Below are 18,242 nucleotides of genomic sequence, written 5' to 3'. Positions count from 1 at the left end.
AGATACTATCCGGGAAATTGTAAGAACCGTTTAGCGGGGAAACAATTTGTAAGATGCCAGGGTCAAAAGCCTGAAACCACGATGTGCTTGCACAGGAGTGGTTTTATGGCATCGTTTGATTTTAACAGCTTTGTAACCCAAAATCATAAAAGGAGGTAGTATCATGGCGATGTTAGTATGTTCAGCACAAAAATGTGTATACAACGACGGGATGTACTGCAGCAAAGGTGATATCAAAGTAGGCGGAGAAAATGCGACCAGAGTGCAGGAGACCTGCTGTACGGATTTTACCGAACGAACCACGCAGGGAGCGAAAAGTTCCATGGGCAGTGCTTCGCAGAAAATCGATGTTGCATGTGAAGCCTGTCACTGTGTATACAATGATGAACACAAATGTACGGCAGATCAGATCGGTATTGTAGGAGCCGGGGCATGTACCTGCGAGCAGACAGAATGTGGAACATTTAAATGTAACTGCGGAAAATAAAAAAAGGGGTTGACACCTGCCGGTAAGTATGGTAATCTATTCAAGGTTATTGAGAAAACAAAGCAGAGTGTCCACTCTCACCGTAGCACAAAAGGTGACTATCGGTTAATAAAGTTCAGAAACAGAGAGATTTGTTTCAGGGAAAACGATTATTAGGTGGACAGTTATGCTGTCCACCTTTTTCTGGTCTATGAGGGAGCAAAGGTGGTACACGCATTAATGGAGGTGCAAAACTATTAGCGAGTTAATGATTAATGAACAGATCAGAGACAGAGAAATACGTCTGATCGGCGAAGATGGACAGCAGCTTGGAATTATGTCATCCAGAGAAGCTATGAAGATCGCAAGAGAGGCGGAACTGGATCTGGTAAAGATTGCGCCGCAGGCGAAACCACCGGTATGCAAAATCATTGATTATGGAAAATACCGTTACGAGCTGGCAAGAAAAGAAAAAGAAGCAAAGAAAAAACAGAAGACGATAGAAGTAAAAGAAGTTCGTCTTTCCCCGAATATCGACAGCAACGATCTGAATACCAAGATTGCTTCAGCCAGAAAGTTTATTGAAAAAGGTAATAAAGTAAAAGTAACACTCAGATTCAGAGGGCGTGAGATGGCTCACGTACAGTCAAGCAGACATATCCTGGATGAGTTCGCAAAAGCACTGGAAGATATCGCACTCGTAGATAAGCCGGCCAAGATGGAAGGCAGGAGCATGGCGATGTTTTTAACCGAAAAACGTTCCTAAGAACGCAGGGTTAAAATAGAACGGCCAAAACCGGAAGGTTACAGCCGATGAATAGAATTTATACAAGGAGGAAAACGTAAAATGCCAAAAATTAAAACAAGCAGAGCAGCTGCAAAACGTTTCAAAAAGACAGGTGCAGGAAAACTGAAAAGAAATAAAGCTTATAAGAGCCATATCTTAACAAAGAAATCCACAAAGAGAAAGAGAAATCTGAGAAAAGCAATCATCACAGATGCTACAAATTTCAAGAACATGAAGAAGATTTTACCTTATTTATAAGAATAAGCGAAGGAGGAAATAAGACATGGCAAGAATTAAAGGCGGCATGAACGCTAGAAAGAAACATAACAGAGTACTGAAACTGGCAAAAGGTTACAGAGGTGCTCGTTCCAAACAGTATAGAGTTGCAAAACAGTCTGTAATGAGAGCACTGACAAGTGCTTATGCAGGAAGAAAACAGAAAAAACGTCAGTTCAGACAGCTGTGGATCGCTCGTATCAACGCAGCAGCAAGAATCAATGGTCTGTCTTACAGCAAATTTATGTATGGACTGAAACTGGCAGGTGTTGAAATGAACCGCAAGATCCTGGCAGACATGGCAGTTAATGATGCAGAAGGATTTGCAACACTGGCAGAGCTGGCAAAATCTAAACTGGCATAATACCGGGAAAGCAGCTGTTTGCACAGCAAATGTGAGAGGTAATAAGATGGAAGAGGAGCTTGAAAAAGCTTTTCTTCTATTTTTTTGTTTATACCGGGGAGAAGTCTGAGACTAATGTATAGAAAAAAAGAACTCGCAGTCTGCTCTGTGAGCTCTTTTAAACAGAAAATAAAAAGTGCGGAAGGCGGGACTTGAACCCGCACGGTATTGCTACCACAGGCACCTGAAGCCTGCGCGTCTGCCAATTCCGCCACTTCCGCGTATTGTTTCTGTGAAGCTGACTCGCAACTCACAACGCATATATTACTACATGGATTGACGTTTGTCAACACTTTTTTTGAAAAAATTAAAAATATTATGAACCATTTATGATAATATCCTGATATACCACAAAGGAAAATGTCCCAATGTAGTATAATGCTTCCATAAACAGATGGAGGTAACGATTGTCAGAAAGGTAAAATTATCAATGGTGAACAAAAGAAATATCAGGGGGATAATCGGGTTGCCAAAAGAAACAGAAAATTCTATAATAGTGGTGTCAAAATAAAAACCACGACATCAGGATCTGCCGGTACGGAAAGTGACGGCGCTATCCGAAGTGAAAAAGACAGACGACAGGAGGGAGAATGAGAAATGATCGTGATTGTTTGCACAGAAGACAGAGGTGGCATGCTTTTTAACAACAGAAGGGTATCAAAAGACCGGACGGTGATCCAAAAGATCCTGGAGCTGTCAGAAGGAAAGAAGCTCTGGATACATCCGTTTTCTGAAAAACTTTTTGAGCAGGAACATCCGGAAAACTGTTGCGTGGATGAAAATTTTCTGGAAAAAGCAGGAGAAGGAGATATCTGTTTTGTTGAAAATCAGTCACTGAAGGGAACGGAGGGGCGGATTGAAAAACTGATCGTGTTTGGATGGAACCGGGCGTATCCGTTTGACTTTAAACTGGATCTGGATCTGGAACAGATGGAAAAAACGGCGGAAGAGGAATTTGCTGGATATTCTCACGAAAAGATCACACGCTTACAGTACAGGAAGAAAGAACGTGCATGAGAAAGAATTGTTGAAGAAGAGGGTAGAGAGGTTCTTGGAGAAAGAGCGTGCATAAAGAGTAAGCGTTACAGAAGTAAAAAAGAAAGGCTTGAAAAAGATGAAAGACAACAGAAAGAAAAGAAAAAGATTTCTTCCCATTTGGTTTTTGCTGATTGCATTGCTGATCGGAGGCTGCGGATCGGAAACGGAGAGCCGGCAGACAGATGCCATAATGCAGCAGACGCTGACGGAAACAGCAGATACGCTGGAAGAAACACAGGAGCAAAGAGCAGTCGTTGCTTCGGATGAAACAGAAAGTGCCGCAAAAACGCAGGATGAGATAACGGACTATGCGACGGAAAAAAGTTCAGTGCTTACCATGGAGGAGATCCCGGCCTTTGCGGATGCACCGTATGTGGTGATCGATGATAATGAACCGGATTTTCAGGAAAGTGATTATTCGGAAACATCGTATGAATATTACAGTGATTTGGATGAACTGGGCAGATGCGGTGTGGCAGTTTCAAATATCGGAAAAGATCTGATGCCAACGAAAAAACGCGGTTCGATCGGAAAAGTAAAACCGAGCGGCTGGCATACAGTAAAATACGATTTTGTAGACGGCAAATATCTTTATAATCGCTGCCATTTGATCGGCTATCAGCTGACAGCGGAAAATGCCAACGAAAAGAATCTGATCACCGGTACGAGATACATGAATGTGGACGGGATGCTGCCGTTTGAAAATATGGTGGCTGATTACATCAAAGAAACAGGCAACCATGTTCTGTATCGCGTGACACCGATCTATACAGGAGACAACCTGGTGGCGGACGGCGTGGAGATGGAAGCGAGGTCAGTAGAAGATGATGGCGACGGTATCTGTTATCATGTATTTGTGTACAACGAACAGCCGGGTGTTGCGATCGACCATGCGACAGGAGAAAGTCATCTGGCAGAAGATGCTGAAGTTTATGCAAGTCAGGCAGAGTCGGGTGATGAACGTGCAGAAGAAATTCAGACGGAAGCACCGGCAGAACAGACACAGGTTCAGGAACAGACTGCAGCGGCGAGCGAGTATATCCTTAATACCAATACGATGAAATTTCATCGTCCAAGCTGTTCCAGCGTGAATCAGATGAGTGACAGTAACAAGTGGGTCTACGACGGAACCAGAGAAGAAGTGCTGAATATGGGATACGAGCCGTGTAAACGGTGCAATCCATAAAAGTATATCCGATGTGAGGTGCCTTCCATTTTGCCAGGTGCCAGGGGAACACAAAATCGTTGCAAAAATATGAAAAATAGAAAAAATTAAAAAAATTTCAAAAAAGGGGTTGACGAAAGGAGGGTAAGGTGCTATACTCTCCAGTGTCAAGCAGTTGTGGCGGAATTGGCATACGCGCTAGACTAAGGATCTAGTCTGGGATAACTGGGTACGGGTTCAAGTCCCGTCAACTGCATAAGAGAGTTCGATAGAAATCGAACTCTCTTTTCTTTTTGACGAGAGAAATAATGTAAAGAGAAAGTGCATTCGTGATTCTGTCAGGTAAATATCAGAAAAAAGAAAACGGTCTTTTATATCAGATACCTGAATGGATATAGGATCAAACACAGTAAGTTGTCTGAATCGTAGGAAAAATACAAAAAATATAAAAAAATCAAAAAATACTGTTGACAACCACAGAAACCTGTGGTATAAATATAGCTGTGATGCGGAAGTGGCGGAATTGGCAGACGCGCAGGCTTCAGGTGCCTGTGGTAGCAATACCGTGCGGGTTCAAGTCCCGCCTTCCGCACTTTTTTTATCTTAGTCGGAGAAGACTCTCGCTTATAGAAGCGGGGGTCTTTTTTGCTATCAAGCAAAAGGTAGAGTCTTGCAAAGATAATCCCGGGATGATATACTGAATAAATGATTAAAGAAAATCTGCAAAACAGTAGGATTTAAAAACAAATGCCATGTACAGGAGGAGTAGACATATGAAAAAACTGGAAGAATATGTAAGAAGTATACCTGATTTCCCGGAGCCTGGGATTATTTTCCGTGATATCACAACGATTTTGCAGGATCCGGACGGACTGCATCTGGCAATCCAGTCCATGCAGGACAAGCTGAAAGATACCGAGTTTGATGTCGTTGTCGGCACAGAGTCCAGAGGGTTTATTTTTGGTGTACCGATTGCATATAACCTGCACAAGGCATTTGTACCGGTTCGAAAGAAAGGCAAGCTGCCATGTGAAACGGTCAGCATGGAATATGACCTGGAATACGGAAGTGCTGTGATTGAAATGCATAAGGATTCTATCAAACCGGGACAGAAAGTTGTGCTGGTAGATGACCTAGTTGCTACAGGCGGAACGATCGAAGCTGCGATCAAACTGGTTGAGGAACTCGGCGGAAAAGTTGTAAAGGTTGTTTTCCTTATGGAGCTGGCCGGATTAAAAGGCCGTGAGAGATTAAAAGGATATGAGGTAGAGTCTGTACTCTGCTATGATGGGAAATAAAAACAGTAGACAATAGATGGTTGCAGGGGCAGATTCAGAATCTGCTTTCTGCGGATTTCCGGAAAGAGGGTACTGGCTATGAGCGACGAAAAAAACAAAGTAGATACAACGACAGAAATAAAAAATTCAGAGATGAAAAAAGCGGAGATCAAAAAAGCCGATGCGAATGTAAAAACCATGGAGGATTTTACAAGTCCGGAGATCTTGTATGATGAACTGATCGCGAGCGTGAAGAAATATCATCCATCCACGGATATCAGCATGATTGAAAAAGCTTACAAGATTGCTTATGAGGCACATGAGGGTCAGAAGAGAAAATCCGGAGAACCATATATCATTCATCCGCTTTGCGTTGCGATCATTCTGGCAGATCTGGAGCTGGACAAAGAGACGATCGTTGCAGGACTGCTTCACGATGTGGTTGAGGACACGGTCATGACGACGGAGGAGATCACCAAAGAGTTCGGAGCAGAGGTCGCACTTCTGGTGGATGGCGTTACAAAACTGGGACAGCTGAGCTATTCTGCAGATAAGGTGGAAGTACAGGCGGAGAATCTGCGTAAGATGTTCCTTGCCATGGCAAAGGATATCCGTGTGATCCTGATCAAGCTTGCAGACCGGCTTCACAATATGCGTACGCTGAAATATATGAAGCCGGAAAAACAGAAAGAAAAAGCGAGAGAGACGATGGATATTTATGCTCCGCTTGCTCAGAGACTTGGTATTTCCAAGATCAAGGTAGAGCTGGATGACCTTTCGCTAAAATATCTGGAGCCGGAAGTTTATTATGACCTGGTAGAAAAGATCGCTCTGCGTAAAACAGAACGCCAGAAATTTGTGGACGGTATTGTCGCAGAAGTGCGTGCCCATATCGAAAAAGCGGGTATCAAAGCACAGATCGACGGCCGTGTCAAACATTTCTTCAGCATTTACAAAAAGATGGTAAACCAGGACAAAACGCTCGATCAGATCTATGATCTTTTTGCAGTGCGTATCATCGTAGATACGGTCAAAGACTGTTATGCGGCACTCGGTGTGATACATGAGATGTACAAACCGATTCCGGGACGTTTTAAAGATTATATTGCGATGCCGAAGCCGAACATGTATCAGTCTCTGCATACGACGCTGATCGGACCTGGCGGAAGACCGTTTGAGATACAGATCCGTACGTTTGAGATGCATCGTACCGCAGAATATGGTATTGCGGCACACTGGAAATACAAAGAAGCATCAAACAACGGAGGAACCGTCAATGTTTCCAAACAGGAAGAAGAGAAACTGAGCTGGCTGCGACAGATTCTGGAATGGCAGAAGGATATGTCGGACGGCAAAGAGTTTATGAGTCTCTTAAAGAGCGATCTGGATCTGTTTGCAGAAAGTGTCTACTGTTTCACACCGGCTGGTGACGTCAAGAATCTGCCAAATGGTTCCACACCGATCGATTTTGCATACAGCATCCACAGTGCGGTCGGAAACAAGATGATCGGTGCCAGGGCGAACGGCAAGCTGGTCAACATCGATTATGTGATCCAGAACGGGGACCGTATCGAGATCATCACTTCGCAGAATTCCAAAGGTCCGAGCCGTGACTGGCTGAAGATTGTAAAGAGTGCCCAGGCAAAGAACAAGATCAACCAGTGGTTCCGCAATGAATTAAAAGAAGACAATATCACCCGCGGTAAGGAACTGATGGCAGCTTACTGCAAGAGCCGTAGTATTACATTAAGCGACCTGATGAAACCGTCTTACATGGAGAGTGTGATGCGTAAGTATGGTTTTCGTGACTGGGATTCTGCACTGGCAGCGATCGGACATGGCGGTCTGAAAGAAGGACAGGTTGTTAACAAGCTTCTGGATGAGTACAACAAGCAGCACCAGAAGGAGATCACGGATGAGCATATCATGGAAGCTGCTGAGGGCAAAGAAAAGATGCGGATCGCCAAATCCGGGAACGGTATTGTCGTAAAAGGCATCCATGATGTGGCAGTGCGTTTCTCCAAATGCTGTTCACCGGTTCCGGGAGATGAGATCGTCGGATTTGTGACAAGGGGGCGCGGCATTTCCGTTCACAGGACAGACTGCGTAAATGTGATGAACCTTTCAGAGACAGACAGGGCAAGACTGATCGAGGCAGAATGGCAGAAATCTGAGCAGGATAAAAACGAACGTTACACCGTAGAGATCAAGATTTTCGGATACAACCGTACCGGACTTCTTGTGGATATTTCCAAGATTTTTACAGAACGGAAGATTGACCTGAGTTCTCTGAACTGCCGTGTGAACAAACAGGGCGTTGCCACGATCCTGCTTACCTTTGATGTACAGGGCAAAGAAGAGCTTGCAAGCCTGACTGCCAAGATCCGTCAGATCGAGAGTGTGATCGATATCCAGCGTACTTCAGGCTGATCAGAGGAGGCGTTTATGGGAAATATAAAAATAGAAAAGATGGTGCTTGGCATGGTGCAGACCAACACCTGGTTTGTGATAAATGAGAAAACAAAGGAACTGATCCTGATCGATCCGGCGGATGATGCCGGGCGGATCATCCGGAAGATTGAGGCGGATGGCCTGAAATTGCAGGGGATTCTGCTTACGCATGGTCATTTTGATCATATCGGTGCGGTGGATGATTTAAGAGCATATTTTAAAGGTGTACAGTGTTATGCCGGCGAGAAGGAAGAGGAAGTACTGGAAAATGGCAGTTACAATCTTTCTGCTTCCTGGGCTGCTGCTCTGTCGATCCGTGCAGACCGTCTGCTGAGAGATAAGGAAACTTTGACTCTTGCAGGGTTTAAGATCAAGGTGATCGAGACACCGGGGCATACAAAGGGCGGTGTCTGTTATTATCTGTCGGAAGAAGGAGTACTGTTTTCCGGGGATACACTGTTTCGCACCAGCGTCGGGAGAACGGATTTTCCGACCGGCAGCATGTCACAGATCGTGCGTTCCGTGCAGTATCTGACGGAGAACCTGCCGGGTGATACAGTCGTTTATCCGGGACACCAGGAAATAACGACGATTGCCTATGAACAAAGATTTAACCCGTATTTATCTTAGCGGGAGTGCGATCTCCGACTAAGATAAACGCTCCGCGAGGCACACATTGTCCGGTAGATCATGGCTTTGTGCCGACCGGAACGTTTGCAAATAAAAATGAAATGAGTAGAACAGATGATAGCAATACAGTTCCAAAAGAGAGATTTTGAGTATGATGTATACAATCTGGTGAAATCGTTTTATCCGGAAGAAGAGATCGTTTTGTCTGACGATGACAGTCCGGCAGCGGAATACGATGAAAAAATCTCTCTTTTTTACGGGAAAAATAAGATAAGCATCCGCATCGAGCGTGTAAGCGGTGACCGGAAACGTCAGGAAGAAGGCGTGTGGCTCACAGAAGAGATGCACGGGCGGAAAGAAAGAAAAAATCAGACAAAAATTTTGCTGTACCATATGCTGCAGAAAAGAACCGGACAGGAACTTCCGTGGGGAACACTGACCGGTGTGCGGCCGACGAAAATACCGATGGCACTGATCGATGCCGGACATTCTAACGTGGAGACGGCAAAGATCATGAGGGAGCAGTATCTGGTCAGCAGGGAAAAAACGGCACTGGCTGTTTCAATTGCCAACAGAGAACGTCATATCCTGGAGGATATTGACTATAAAAACGGATACAGCCTTTACATCGGGATTCCATTCTGCCCAACGATCTGTGCATACTGTTCGTTCAGTTCCAGTCCGTTAAAAGTGTGGAAAAATAAGGTCGATGATTATCTGGATGCACTTTGCCATGAAATCCGGGAAACGGCGAGTATGTGGGCCGGTCAGGTCCTGGATACGATCTATATCGGAGGAGGCACGCCGACCACGCTGGAGCCGCATCAGCTGGAGCGTTTATTGTCTGAAGTGGAAAAATGTTTTGATATCAGCCACATAAAAGAGTATACTGTGGAAGCGGGCAGACCGGACAGTATCACATGGGAGAAGCTGGCTGTGATCCGAAAGCATCCGGTGACCAGGATTTCCATCAATCCGCAGACGATGAACCAGAAGACGCTGGATATCATTGGAAGACGGCATACGGTGGAAGACATCCGAAAGGCATTTGCCGATGCCAGAGAGCTTGGGTTTGACAATATCAACATGGATCTGATCGTAGGACTTCCGGGAGAAGGCATCGAAGAGGTGGAGCACACCATGCAGGAGGTGTTATCTCTTGATCCGGACAGCATCACCGTACATTCTCTGGCCATCAAACGTGCGGCACGTCTCAACCTGTTTAAAGATGAATATAAAGAGATGACTTTCACAAACAATCAGAGGATCATGGAGATGACGGAGCAGTATGCGGCAAAAGCCGGTATGTTCCCATATTATCTCTACCGCCAGAAGAATATGAAGGGCAATTTTGAGAATGTCGGATATGCAAAACCGGAAAAAGAAGGCATTTACAATATCCTGATCATGGAAGAGAAGCAGTCGATCCTGGCACTTGGAGCCGGTGCTTCGACCAAGTTTGTGATGAATGATCGCATTGAGCGTGCGGAAAATGTAAAGGATATTAAAAACTATATCGAGCGGATCGATGAAATGATAGAACGTAAGAAACAGGGTTATTGTGACTATGAAAAAAACCGGGTATAATATCATACAGTTCAGCCTGAGCAAAGAACTGCAGCATGGGATGATGGTCAGTATTCTGGCCGGAGAGCTTGCAAGAAAGGCGGGACTGTCAGAAGAACAGTGCCACGAGCTGTCGATCGCAGGACTTCTGCATGACATCGGGAAACTTGAGATGGCAAAATATGTGTATCAGAAAGGACAGAAGCCGCTTACGATCGAGGAGATCAAGTATGTAAGGCTTCATCCGACACTGGGATATGCGATCACATCGCAAAATCATTATTCGGATTTTATCATAAAAAGCATTTTATATCATCACGAAAATTATGACGGCAGCGGTTTCCCATCGAACCTGAAGGAAGATGAGATCCCCATTGGGGCGAGGATCCTTCGGATCTGTGATGTGTTTGCGGCACTGATCTCCGATCGACCGTACCGCAGAGCTTTTTCATGGGAAAAGGCGGTTGCCATTATGATTGAAGAAATAAAAAATTTTGATCTGAAACTGTTTTTGTGTTTTCTGGAGATCATTCATGATGAGATCATCTGTGAAAGGATCCGGACATGTGAACAGATGAAATGGGATTTAGAGGAGGATACTTTATGGCAATGAAGAAGAAGCCGGTAACCGGCATGAAAGATATTACACCACGCGAGATGGAGATCCGCGATTACGTGATCCGTATGATCAAAGATACTTACGGAACGTTTGGATTTTCTTCCATTGAGACACCTTGCGTGGAGCACATCGAGAACCTCTCCAGCAAGCAGGGCGGAGAAAACGAAAAACTGATCTTTAAGATTTTAAAAAGAGGCGAAAAACTGAAGATCGACACGGCCGAAACCGAGATGGATCTGGTCGACGGCGGACTGCGATACGACCTGACTGTTCCGCTGTCCAGATATTATGCAAACAATGCAAACAATCTGCCAAGTCCGTTCAAAGCACTGCAGATGGGAAATGTATGGCGTGCAGACAGACCGCAGAGAGGCCGTTACCGCCAGTTCATGCAGTGTGATATCGATATTCTCGGCGAGCCGACGATCCTGGCAGAGATCGAGCTGATCCTGGCAACTTCCACGCTGGTCGGCAAACTGGACTTTGAAAACTTTACGATCCGCATCAACGACCGCAGGATCTTAAAAGCCATGGCAGCATGCAGCGGTTTCCCGGAAGAAAGCTACGATACCGTCTTTATCATTCTGGATAAGATGGACAAGATCGGCAAAGAAGGCGTGGCAGAAGAGCTGGAAAAAGAAGGATTTGCAAAAGAGAGCATCGACAAGTACCTGTCCCTGTTTGATGAGGTGACCGAAGATGTAAATGGCGTACGCCGCTTAAAAGAACTTCTGGAAGGCTTCCTGGATCAGAAGATCGCAGAAGAACTGGAGACAATCATCCAGAGTGTTGACACTGTCAAGACAGCAAAATTCCAGATCGTGTTCGATCCGACCCTCGTTCGCGGTATGTCCTACTATACCGGACCGATCTTCGAGATCAGTATTGATGGATTCGGAGGTTCCGTCGGAGGCGGCGGCCGCTACGATGAAATGATCGGCAAATTCACCGGTCAGAAGACCTGTGCATGCGGATTCTCCATCGGATTTGAACGTATTGTCATGCTGCTTCTGGAGCGTGATTATCAGGTTCCGAGCAATGCAGGTAAGAAAGCATATCTGATTGAAAAAAATATGCCGGGTGACAAGCTGGCTGCAATTTTCAAAGAAGCCGCAGAAGAACGCAAGAACGGCAGCATCGTAAGCGTCAATATGATGAAGAAAAATAAAAAATTCCAGAAGGAACAGATGACGGCAGAAGGCTACACAGAATTCAAAGAATTTTTCTGTGACGGCATTAAATAAAGGAGGACAAAAGCAAATGGCTGAATCAATGAAAGGCCTGCACAGAAGCCACAGATGTGCAGAAGTCGTAAACGCAGCGATCGGCAGCGAAGTAACTGTCATGGGCTGGGTACAGAAAAGAAGAAATCTTGGTGGTATGATCTTTATTGATTTAAGAGACAGAAGCGGTCTGTTACAGATTGTTTTTGATGAGAATGATATCGGAACCGAAGGATATGAAAAAGCCGGCAAGCTGAGAAGTGAGTTTGTCATTGCCGTAACCGGTAAACTGGAAAAACGCGGCGGAGCAGTCAACGAAAATCTTGCAACCGGCGAGCTGGAAGTAAGAGCAGAGAGTCTGCGTATTCTTTCCGAGTCCGAGACACCGCCGTTTCCGATCGAAGAGCATATCCAGACAAGAGATGAACTTCGTCTGAAATATCGTTATCTGGATCTGCGTCGTCCGAACCTGCAAAGAAACCTGCTGCTTCGAAGCAAAGTGGCAACAGCGATCCGTCGCTTTATGGATGCAGAAGGATTTCTGGAGATCGAAACACCGATCCTGATCAAGAGTACTCCGGAAGGTGCAAGAGACTACCTCGTACCAAGCCGTGTACATCCGGGCAGTTTCTATGCACTGCCGCAGTCACCGCAGCTGCTCAAACAGCTGCTTATGTGTTCCGGATACGACCGCTATTTCCAGATCGCAAAATGTTTCCGTGACGAGGACTTAAGAGCAGACCGTCAGCCGGAGTTCACACAGGTCGATATGGAGCTTTCTTTCGTTGATATGGACGATGTCATTGATGTCAATGAGCGTCTCCTGAAATACATTTTTAAAGAGATCGGCGTGGATGTACAGCTGCCGATCCAGCGTATGACCTGGCAGGAAGCCATGGACCGTTTCGGCTCTGACAAACCGGATATCCGTTTCGGCATGGAACTGCAGGACGTATCGGAAGTCGTAAAAGGCTGCGGATTCGGTGTATTTACCGGAGCACTGGAAAACGGCGGAACCGTTCGCGGTATCAATGCCAAAGGACAGGGGCATATGCCGAGAAAGAAGATTGATGCACTGGTAGAAGTAGCAAAGACTTATGGTGCCAAAGGACTGGCATATCTGGCAGTCAATGAAGACGGAACTTACAAATCTTCTTTTGCAAAATTCTTTGAAGAAGAACAGTTAAAAGAACTGGTAAAAGCAATGGACGGAGAACCTGGAGACTTGCTGCTGTTTGCTGCGGACAAGAAAAAAGTTGTTTGGGATGTGCTCGGTGCACTGCGTCTGCATCTGGCAAAGAGTCTGGATCTGCTGAAAAAAGACGATTTCCGTTTCCTGTGGGTTACGGAGTTCCCACTGCTTGAGTGGTCCGAAGAACAGAATCGTTTCGTTGCCATGCATCATCCGTTTACCATGCCGATGGAAGAAGACCTCGATAAGATCGACAGCGATCCGGGAGCAGTACGTGCTCAGGCATACGATATTGTACTGAACGGAAATGAGATCGGTGGCGGAAGTATCCGAATCCACCAGGATGATATTCAGTCCAAGATGTTCGAAGTACTTGGATTTACGCCGGAACAGGCACAGAAACAGTTCGGATTCCTTCTGGATGCATTCAAATATGGAGTACCGCCACACGCAGGACTGGCATACGGACTGGATCGTCTGATCATGCTGATGGCAGGAGAAGACAGCATCCGTGAAGTTATGGCCTTCCCGAAAGTAAAAGATGCTTCCTGCCTGATGATGCAGGCACCGGATGAAGTAGATCCGAAGCAGCTGGAAGAGCTTGGTCTTGAGATCGAGAAAAAAGAAGAAAAAGAAGAAAAATAAAAAGACAGGATAATAGAAAATCCCGGATAACTGAAGAAATTCAGAAATCCGGGATTTTTAATTTTATGATGTTGGAGTCAAAAGTCCCCAAACTATGATGCCTACGGATTGTTCCGTGCGTTGCACTCCCACAATCCGCCCCAGTATTCGCATATCGTGGGATTATCATCCCACTTTTATGCTCATATCGGGGCGGGTCCCAAGGTCTTTCATCCACCTATGAGCAAGCTCATGTGGATTTAGACCTTTTGACCCTGGCATCATCTTATTCGGATTGCAATCTCCGACCAGGATGACCGCTCGTTCGCTGAGTCGGCTTTTACTGTTCTGTATCCGATACACTGTCAGAAACATCAACGGATCCATTTTGAAAAGCCTGAATGGCAGCTCCGGCATTTCCAAGAAGTGCATTGGTGAAATCTTCGTTCAGCTGGATTTCCCAGGAAGAGCCGTTGTTTGTAAAATGGATCGTCACTTCGGTATCTGTCGTGTCGGTGTTTTCCGTCAGTGCCTGTGCAAGCAGAGCGGCTGTTTCATCGGCAAGCTCACTGGAAGAGGCACGGAGTGACTTTGAGGTAGCCGCATAGTGTATCAGAAGATCCTGATAATGTTTTAATACACGCTCCATATCCAGGCTGGTGATGGAAAGTGTTGCCGTGGCAGATTTTTCTGCCTGGTCTTCCTGAACCGACAGGATTTTATAAGAGATACATTTACTTAATTGTTCGGCAAGAGCATGGTCCACTTTCTCATAGTCCTTGCTGTACGTGGCAAAAATATCATGCATGTTCAGATAAGATTTCCATTGGTCCGGGGACTTTTCTTTCAGCCCTTCCATGACAACGTTAATGATCTCTTCCGGTGTGACCAGATATGGATCTTTCAGATAGGTGATAAAACCGCTGACCAGATCATCCTCCAGCTGATCCGTATTCTGGATCATCCAGCCATCTTCCGTTTTCAGAAGCTTAATATCCGCTTCGGTGGTCACCAGATCATAGGTGTTTTCGGATAAAACATCGCCAAGCAGTGCAAAATAAGAGTTCAGCGTCATATTTTCCGATGAGCCGCTGCCCGTACCTTTCTTGACGAGAGCCAGACAGATATCCTTTGCGAGGGCACGCGTATCCAGATTGGTGATTTCTACGTGCACCGTCGCTTTCTTATCCTCCACGGAAGAACTCTTTATCTTATAATCGAAATTCTGAAAGAACCGTTTTACCGCTTCAGTTGTCTCGATTCCGACATCGCTGCTGGAAGAATGGGAACTCATCATATCCTCATAGGAAACAAAAGCCTTGATCGTGCTCTCATCCAGCTCTTTGATCAGGTTCAGTTCCTTTTTGACAGCACGTTTCGGAGAGTCCTTGGAACATCCGCCGAGCGAAAAAGGCATGACCAGAAGCAAAAGGATCAGGAGCAGAGAGGCAGAAAAATATTTCCGGTTCATAGCGTCCTCCTTATAGCAAATTTAAATTTATTTTATCCGATATCAAAGATATTGTCAAACATCTTGACATTTTTGCAAAAGTTATATATATTTAAACAAACTTGCAAATGAATAAAACTTCAGAAAGAGAGGATCAGATATGTATTCGTTAGATGAAGTAAAATCCGTAGACCCGGAAATCGCATCCTGTATCATCAAAGAAGAGGAACGTCAGAACAGTCACATTGAGCTGATCGCTTCCGAAAACTGGGTAAGCAAAGCTGTCATGGCAGCCATGGGCAGCCCATTGACGAATAAATATGCAGAAGGATATCCTGGCAAACGTTATTATGGCGGGTGTCAGTGTGTGGATGAGGTAGAGCAGCTTGCCATTGACCGTGCCAAAGAACTGTTTGGATGCACCTATGCCAATGTACAGCCGCATTCCGGAGCACAGGCAAATATGGCAGTCTTTTTTGCCATGTTAAAGCCGGGAGATACCGTGATGGGCATGAACCTTGCACACGGCGGACATCTGACACACGGAAGCCCAGCAAATTTTTCCGGTGCATATTTTAACGTTGTACCGTATGGCGTAAACGATGACGGCGTGATCGATTACGAAGAAGTCAGAAGGATCGCAAACGAATGTCATCCGAAACTGATCGTAGCCGGTGCCAGTGCCTATGCAAGGATCATCGATTTCAAGAAGTTCCGCGAGATCGCCGATGAAGTCGGTGCGTATCTGATGGTGGATATGGCACATATCGCAGGACTTGTGGCAGCAGGACTCCATCCAAGCCCGATCCCGTATGCGGATGTGACAACGACCACAACACACAAAACGCTGCGTGGACCAAGAGGCGGTCTGATCCTCTCGAGCGAAGAAACAGCAAAGAAATTTAACTTTAACAAAGCTATTTTCCCTGGCATACAGGGTGGACCGCTGATGCATGTGATCGCAGCAAAAGCTGTCTGCTTTAAAGAAGCACTGTCAGATGATTTCAAGATATATGCTCAGGGTGTTATTGACAATGCCCAGGCACTTTGCAGAGGCCTTACAAAACGCGGCATCCGCATTGTTTCCGGAAAGACGGAAAATCATCTGATGCTGGTGGATCTGACCAACCTTGGAAAGACCGGAAAAGAAGCAGAAAACCTGCTGGATGAGGTCAACATCACCTGCAATAAAAATACCATACCAAACGATCCGAAATCCGCTTTTGTGACAAGCGGTGTCCGACTTGGAACGGCAGCTGTCACCTCAAGAGGCATGAATACCGAAGACATGGATGTGATCGCAGAAGCGATCGCCATCGTGCTGAAAGAGGAAGAAAATGCTGCAAAACGGGCAAAAGCTCTGGTGAAAGGTCTGACGGAGAAATATCCGCTGATCTAAAAAATCGAATAAAATATCCGGAAGGCTCCTGCATATGCGGGAGCCTTTTTGATGGTAAAGTGAAGTGTGAATACAGAACGTTCAAACTTTAAAAGAAAATTAAGTATTCAATAAAAAGGGAATGTGTTATACTGTACGGGTCAGAGAAATATCTGTTTATAAATCAGAGGCAGGAGGTAAATATGAATAAAAAGAAATTGATCATAGGGGGGAGTGCGGCAGGCGTGATCCTTGTTGCGGCAATCTTTGGATTTGTTTTTCTGAAGGGACATTCATCCGGTTCTTCAGACAGTGGAGATTTGGTGTATGTGGATTCTGTGACATCGATCATGGGACTTGGAAGCGGTACCGGACAGCTGAACCGTTTCGCAGGTGTGGTGGAGCCGCAGAAAACGGTGACGATCAAACAGTCATCCGACAAAAAGGTAAAAGAATGTTATGTAAAAGAAGGCGATGAGGTCAAAAAAGGCCAGAAGCTTTTTATTTATGATACATCAGAAGCGGAGGAGAACCTTTCTAGCAAAGAGATCGAGATCGACCGCATTAAGATGGATATCGAAACTTACAAATCAAATGTTGCAACACTTCAGAAAGAAAAAGCAAATGCGTCCAGCGAAGATCAGCTGGATTATACTGTGCGTATCCAGTCTGCCCAGAACAACCAGAAAAAGAGCGAATACGAGCTGAAAAGCACGCAGCAGGAGATCGAGCAGCTTAAAAAGAGCATTCAGGAAGCAGAAGTGACAAGTGAGATCAACGGAGTCGTAAAATCCATCAACGATTCCAGTGATGACAGTGCCGGATATTCCGGCTCTTCTTCGGATGATTCCAATGCGTATATGACGCTTTTATCGACCGGACATTACCGCATCAAAGGTACGATAAATGAACAGAACCGTACTTCCTTAAATGAAGGTGATGCCGTGATCGTACATTCCCGTGTAGACGAAAACCAGACCTGGAAAGGTACCGTAAGCACGATCGATCTGGAGCATCCGGAGGAAAACAGCGACAGCGGCTATTATATGAGCAGCTCTTCTTCAAGTGATACGACAAGTTCCAGCAACTATCCGTTTTACATTGATCTGGAGGATGACAGTGACCTGATGCTCGGACAGCATGTTTATGTGGAAAAAGACGAAGGCCAGACAGAAAACAGAGAAGGCCTGTGGCTGACAAGCTATTATATCATCCAGGAAGACGGACAGGATCCTTACGTCTGGGCAGCCGGCAGGCACGATAAGATTGAAAAACGCAAAGTAACGCTTGGCGAATATGATGAAAAACTCGATCAGTATCAGATCACGGACGGTCTGACGGAGGATGATTATATCGCTTACCCGGAAGATTCCATCACAGAGGGCGAAAAAGTAACAAAAAATATCGAAGATATATATGGAAACAGCGATGATGGCTCTGATGGAAGTATGGATGATGGTGTGGATTCGGATATCATGAACGGATCTGATGATGGAGAGATCATAGGAGGATCTGACGAGGATGTTATGCCAAAGGAGGCCGGAAGTGCATCCGATATGATAAACAGTGCGGATGATAATATGCCGGATGAAGAAGATTATCCGGACGACAGTGCAGATGACAGTGCAGGCAGCATGCCGGACGGGGCAGCAGAAACCGGAGATCGTCCTGCAAGTGCAGAATAATGCGGCATTGGA

Annotated in this window: 16 protein-coding genes and 3 tRNA genes; 17 read left to right on the top strand and 2 right to left on the bottom strand. The window is 45.5% G+C overall.

The features are described 5' to 3' along the window. Positions 1 to 163: 163 nt before the first annotated feature. The 4 genes from GPK60_RS05400 to rplT all read left to right on the top strand — a co-directional run bounded on the left by GPK60_RS05400 (position 164) and on the right by rplT (position 1,893). A complete protein-coding gene (locus GPK60_RS05400; RefSeq protein WP_173898951.1) occupies positions 164 to 487 on the top strand; it encodes a DUF1540 domain-containing protein in 324 nt (107 codons plus the stop codon). Positions 488 to 734: 247 nt separating this feature from the next. Then, positions 735 to 1,232, top strand: a complete 498-nt coding sequence (infC, locus tag GPK60_RS05395; protein ID WP_147631201.1) for a translation initiation factor IF-3 — start codon at positions 735 to 737, stop codon at positions 1,230 to 1,232. 81 nt (positions 1,233 to 1,313) lie between these two features. Beyond that, complete coding sequence (gene rpmI / locus GPK60_RS05390) at positions 1,314 to 1,511, top strand: 50S ribosomal protein L35 (protein ID WP_022119054.1); 198 nt, start codon at positions 1,314 to 1,316, stop codon at positions 1,509 to 1,511. Between the two features lie 25 nt (positions 1,512 to 1,536). After that, complete coding sequence (gene rplT / locus GPK60_RS05385) at positions 1,537 to 1,893, top strand: 50S ribosomal protein L20 (RefSeq protein ID WP_022119053.1); 357 nt, start codon at positions 1,537 to 1,539, stop codon at positions 1,891 to 1,893. Positions 1,894 to 2,069: 176 nt separating this feature from the next. Here rplT and GPK60_RS05380 read toward each other — a convergent pair. Beyond that, positions 2,070 to 2,153: transfer RNA gene (locus GPK60_RS05380), tRNA-Leu, on the bottom strand. Positions 2,154 to 2,529: 376 nt separating this feature from the next. Here GPK60_RS05380 and GPK60_RS05375 point away from each other — a divergent pair. From GPK60_RS05375 to aspS, 11 genes are all read left to right on the top strand, one after another. After that, the gene (locus tag GPK60_RS05375; RefSeq protein WP_215659033.1) at positions 2,530 to 2,949 is read left to right on the top strand and encodes a ribonuclease Z; all 420 of its coding nucleotides are present in this window, start codon (positions 2,530 to 2,532) and stop codon (positions 2,947 to 2,949) included. A 145-nt stretch (positions 2,950 to 3,094) separates the two neighbouring features. Beyond that, positions 3,095 to 4,156: a DNA/RNA non-specific endonuclease gene (locus tag GPK60_RS05370; protein WP_252191304.1), complete on the top strand. Its 1,062-nt coding sequence runs from the start codon at positions 3,095 to 3,097 to the stop codon at positions 4,154 to 4,156. A 150-nt stretch (positions 4,157 to 4,306) separates the two neighbouring features. After that, positions 4,307 to 4,391 (top strand) — tRNA-Leu (locus GPK60_RS05365). Between the two features lie 252 nt (positions 4,392 to 4,643). Further along, positions 4,644 to 4,727: transfer RNA gene (locus tag GPK60_RS05360), tRNA-Leu, on the top strand. A 181-nt stretch (positions 4,728 to 4,908) separates the two neighbouring features. Continuing rightward, the gene (locus tag GPK60_RS05355) at positions 4,909 to 5,433 is read left to right on the top strand and encodes an adenine phosphoribosyltransferase (RefSeq protein WP_215659032.1); all 525 of its coding nucleotides are present in this window, start codon (positions 4,909 to 4,911) and stop codon (positions 5,431 to 5,433) included. A 132-nt stretch (positions 5,434 to 5,565) separates the two neighbouring features. Continuing rightward, on the top strand, positions 5,566 to 7,842 hold the full coding sequence (locus tag GPK60_RS05350; RefSeq protein ID WP_226911899.1) for a bifunctional (p)ppGpp synthetase/guanosine-3',5'-bis(diphosphate) 3'-pyrophosphohydrolase: 2,277 nt from the start codon (positions 5,566 to 5,568) through the stop codon (positions 7,840 to 7,842). Between the two features lie 15 nt (positions 7,843 to 7,857). Beyond that, a complete protein-coding gene (locus GPK60_RS05345; protein ID WP_022120061.1) occupies positions 7,858 to 8,493 on the top strand; it encodes an MBL fold metallo-hydrolase in 636 nt (211 codons plus the stop codon). A gap of 114 nt (positions 8,494 to 8,607) precedes the next feature. After that, a complete protein-coding gene (hemZ, locus tag GPK60_RS05340) occupies positions 8,608 to 10,080 on the top strand; it encodes a coproporphyrinogen dehydrogenase HemZ (RefSeq protein WP_022120060.1) in 1,473 nt (490 codons plus the stop codon). Continuing rightward, positions 10,061 to 10,672 (top strand): HD domain-containing phosphohydrolase, encoded by a 612-nt coding sequence (locus tag GPK60_RS05335; RefSeq protein WP_173898082.1) that lies wholly within the window; start codon positions 10,061 to 10,063, stop codon positions 10,670 to 10,672. Before hemZ ends, GPK60_RS05335 begins: the two co-directional genes overlap by 20 nt. Beyond that, positions 10,663 to 11,922, top strand: a complete 1,260-nt coding sequence (hisS, locus tag GPK60_RS05330; RefSeq protein ID WP_022120058.1) for a histidine--tRNA ligase — start codon at positions 10,663 to 10,665, stop codon at positions 11,920 to 11,922. Before GPK60_RS05335 ends, hisS begins: the two co-directional genes overlap by 10 nt. A 16-nt stretch (positions 11,923 to 11,938) precedes the next feature. After that, positions 11,939 to 13,738: an aspartate--tRNA ligase gene (gene aspS / locus GPK60_RS05325; RefSeq protein ID WP_147631207.1), complete on the top strand. Its 1,800-nt coding sequence runs from the start codon at positions 11,939 to 11,941 to the stop codon at positions 13,736 to 13,738. Between the two features lie 319 nt (positions 13,739 to 14,057). On the opposite strand, the gene GPK60_RS05320 is transcribed toward aspS, so the two are convergent. After that, on the bottom strand, positions 14,058 to 15,188 hold the full coding sequence (locus tag GPK60_RS05320; protein ID WP_147631208.1) for a hypothetical protein: 1,131 nt from the start codon (positions 15,186 to 15,188) through the stop codon (positions 14,058 to 14,060). Between the two features lie 139 nt (positions 15,189 to 15,327). Here GPK60_RS05320 and glyA point away from each other — a divergent pair, with 139 nt between their 5' ends. Next, positions 15,328 to 16,566, top strand: a complete 1,239-nt coding sequence (gene glyA / locus GPK60_RS05315) for a serine hydroxymethyltransferase (RefSeq protein WP_215659031.1) — start codon at positions 15,328 to 15,330, stop codon at positions 16,564 to 16,566. A 182-nt stretch (positions 16,567 to 16,748) separates the two neighbouring features. Beyond that, the gene (locus GPK60_RS05310; protein WP_215659030.1) at positions 16,749 to 18,230 is read left to right on the top strand and encodes an efflux RND transporter periplasmic adaptor subunit; all 1,482 of its coding nucleotides are present in this window, start codon (positions 16,749 to 16,751) and stop codon (positions 18,228 to 18,230) included. The last annotated feature ends 12 nt before the right edge of the window (positions 18,231 to 18,242 follow it).

This window comes from Ruminococcus sp. MCC718, from assembly GCF_018783905.1.
Classification (GTDB): domain Bacteria; phylum Bacillota; class Clostridia; order Lachnospirales; family Lachnospiraceae; genus Hominisplanchenecus; species Hominisplanchenecus faecis.
Note: the sequence above shows the minus strand (reverse complement) of the source record. Positions and strands in the feature narration are given on the sequence as shown.

What these genes read in the sequence shown, in the direction of transcription:
- GPK60_RS05345 (WP_022120061.1), top strand. Translation starts at nt 7,858, where the DNA reads ATGGGAAATATAAAAATAGAAAAGATGGTGCTTGGCATGGTGCAGACC.
- aspS (WP_147631207.1), top strand. Translation starts at nt 11,939, where the DNA reads ATGGCTGAATCAATGAAAGGCCTGCACAGAAGCCACAGATGTGCAGAA.
- hemZ (WP_022120060.1), top strand. Translation starts at nt 8,608, where the DNA reads ATGATAGCAATACAGTTCCAAAAGAGAGATTTTGAGTATGATGTATAC.
- GPK60_RS05320 (WP_147631208.1), bottom strand. Translation starts at nt 15,188, where the DNA reads ATGAACCGGAAATATTTTTCTGCCTCTCTGCTCCTGATCCTTTTGCTT.
- infC (WP_147631201.1), top strand. Translation starts at nt 735, where the DNA reads ATGATTAATGAACAGATCAGAGACAGAGAAATACGTCTGATCGGCGAA.
- GPK60_RS05310 (WP_215659030.1), top strand. Translation starts at nt 16,749, where the DNA reads ATGAATAAAAAGAAATTGATCATAGGGGGGAGTGCGGCAGGCGTGATC.
- glyA (WP_215659031.1), top strand. Translation starts at nt 15,328, where the DNA reads ATGTATTCGTTAGATGAAGTAAAATCCGTAGACCCGGAAATCGCATCC.
- hisS (WP_022120058.1), top strand. Translation starts at nt 10,663, where the DNA reads ATGGCAATGAAGAAGAAGCCGGTAACCGGCATGAAAGATATTACACCA.
- rplT (WP_022119053.1), top strand. Translation starts at nt 1,537, where the DNA reads ATGGCAAGAATTAAAGGCGGCATGAACGCTAGAAAGAAACATAACAGA.
- GPK60_RS05350 (WP_226911899.1), top strand. Translation starts at nt 5,566, where the DNA reads ATGAAAAAAGCGGAGATCAAAAAAGCCGATGCGAATGTAAAAACCATG.
- GPK60_RS05335 (WP_173898082.1), top strand. Translation starts at nt 10,061, where the DNA reads ATGAAAAAAACCGGGTATAATATCATACAGTTCAGCCTGAGCAAAGAA.
- GPK60_RS05355 (WP_215659032.1), top strand. Translation starts at nt 4,909, where the DNA reads ATGAAAAAACTGGAAGAATATGTAAGAAGTATACCTGATTTCCCGGAG.
- GPK60_RS05400 (WP_173898951.1), top strand. Translation starts at nt 164, where the DNA reads ATGGCGATGTTAGTATGTTCAGCACAAAAATGTGTATACAACGACGGG.
- rpmI (WP_022119054.1), top strand. Translation starts at nt 1,314, where the DNA reads ATGCCAAAAATTAAAACAAGCAGAGCAGCTGCAAAACGTTTCAAAAAG.
- GPK60_RS05375 (WP_215659033.1), top strand. Translation starts at nt 2,530, where the DNA reads ATGATCGTGATTGTTTGCACAGAAGACAGAGGTGGCATGCTTTTTAAC.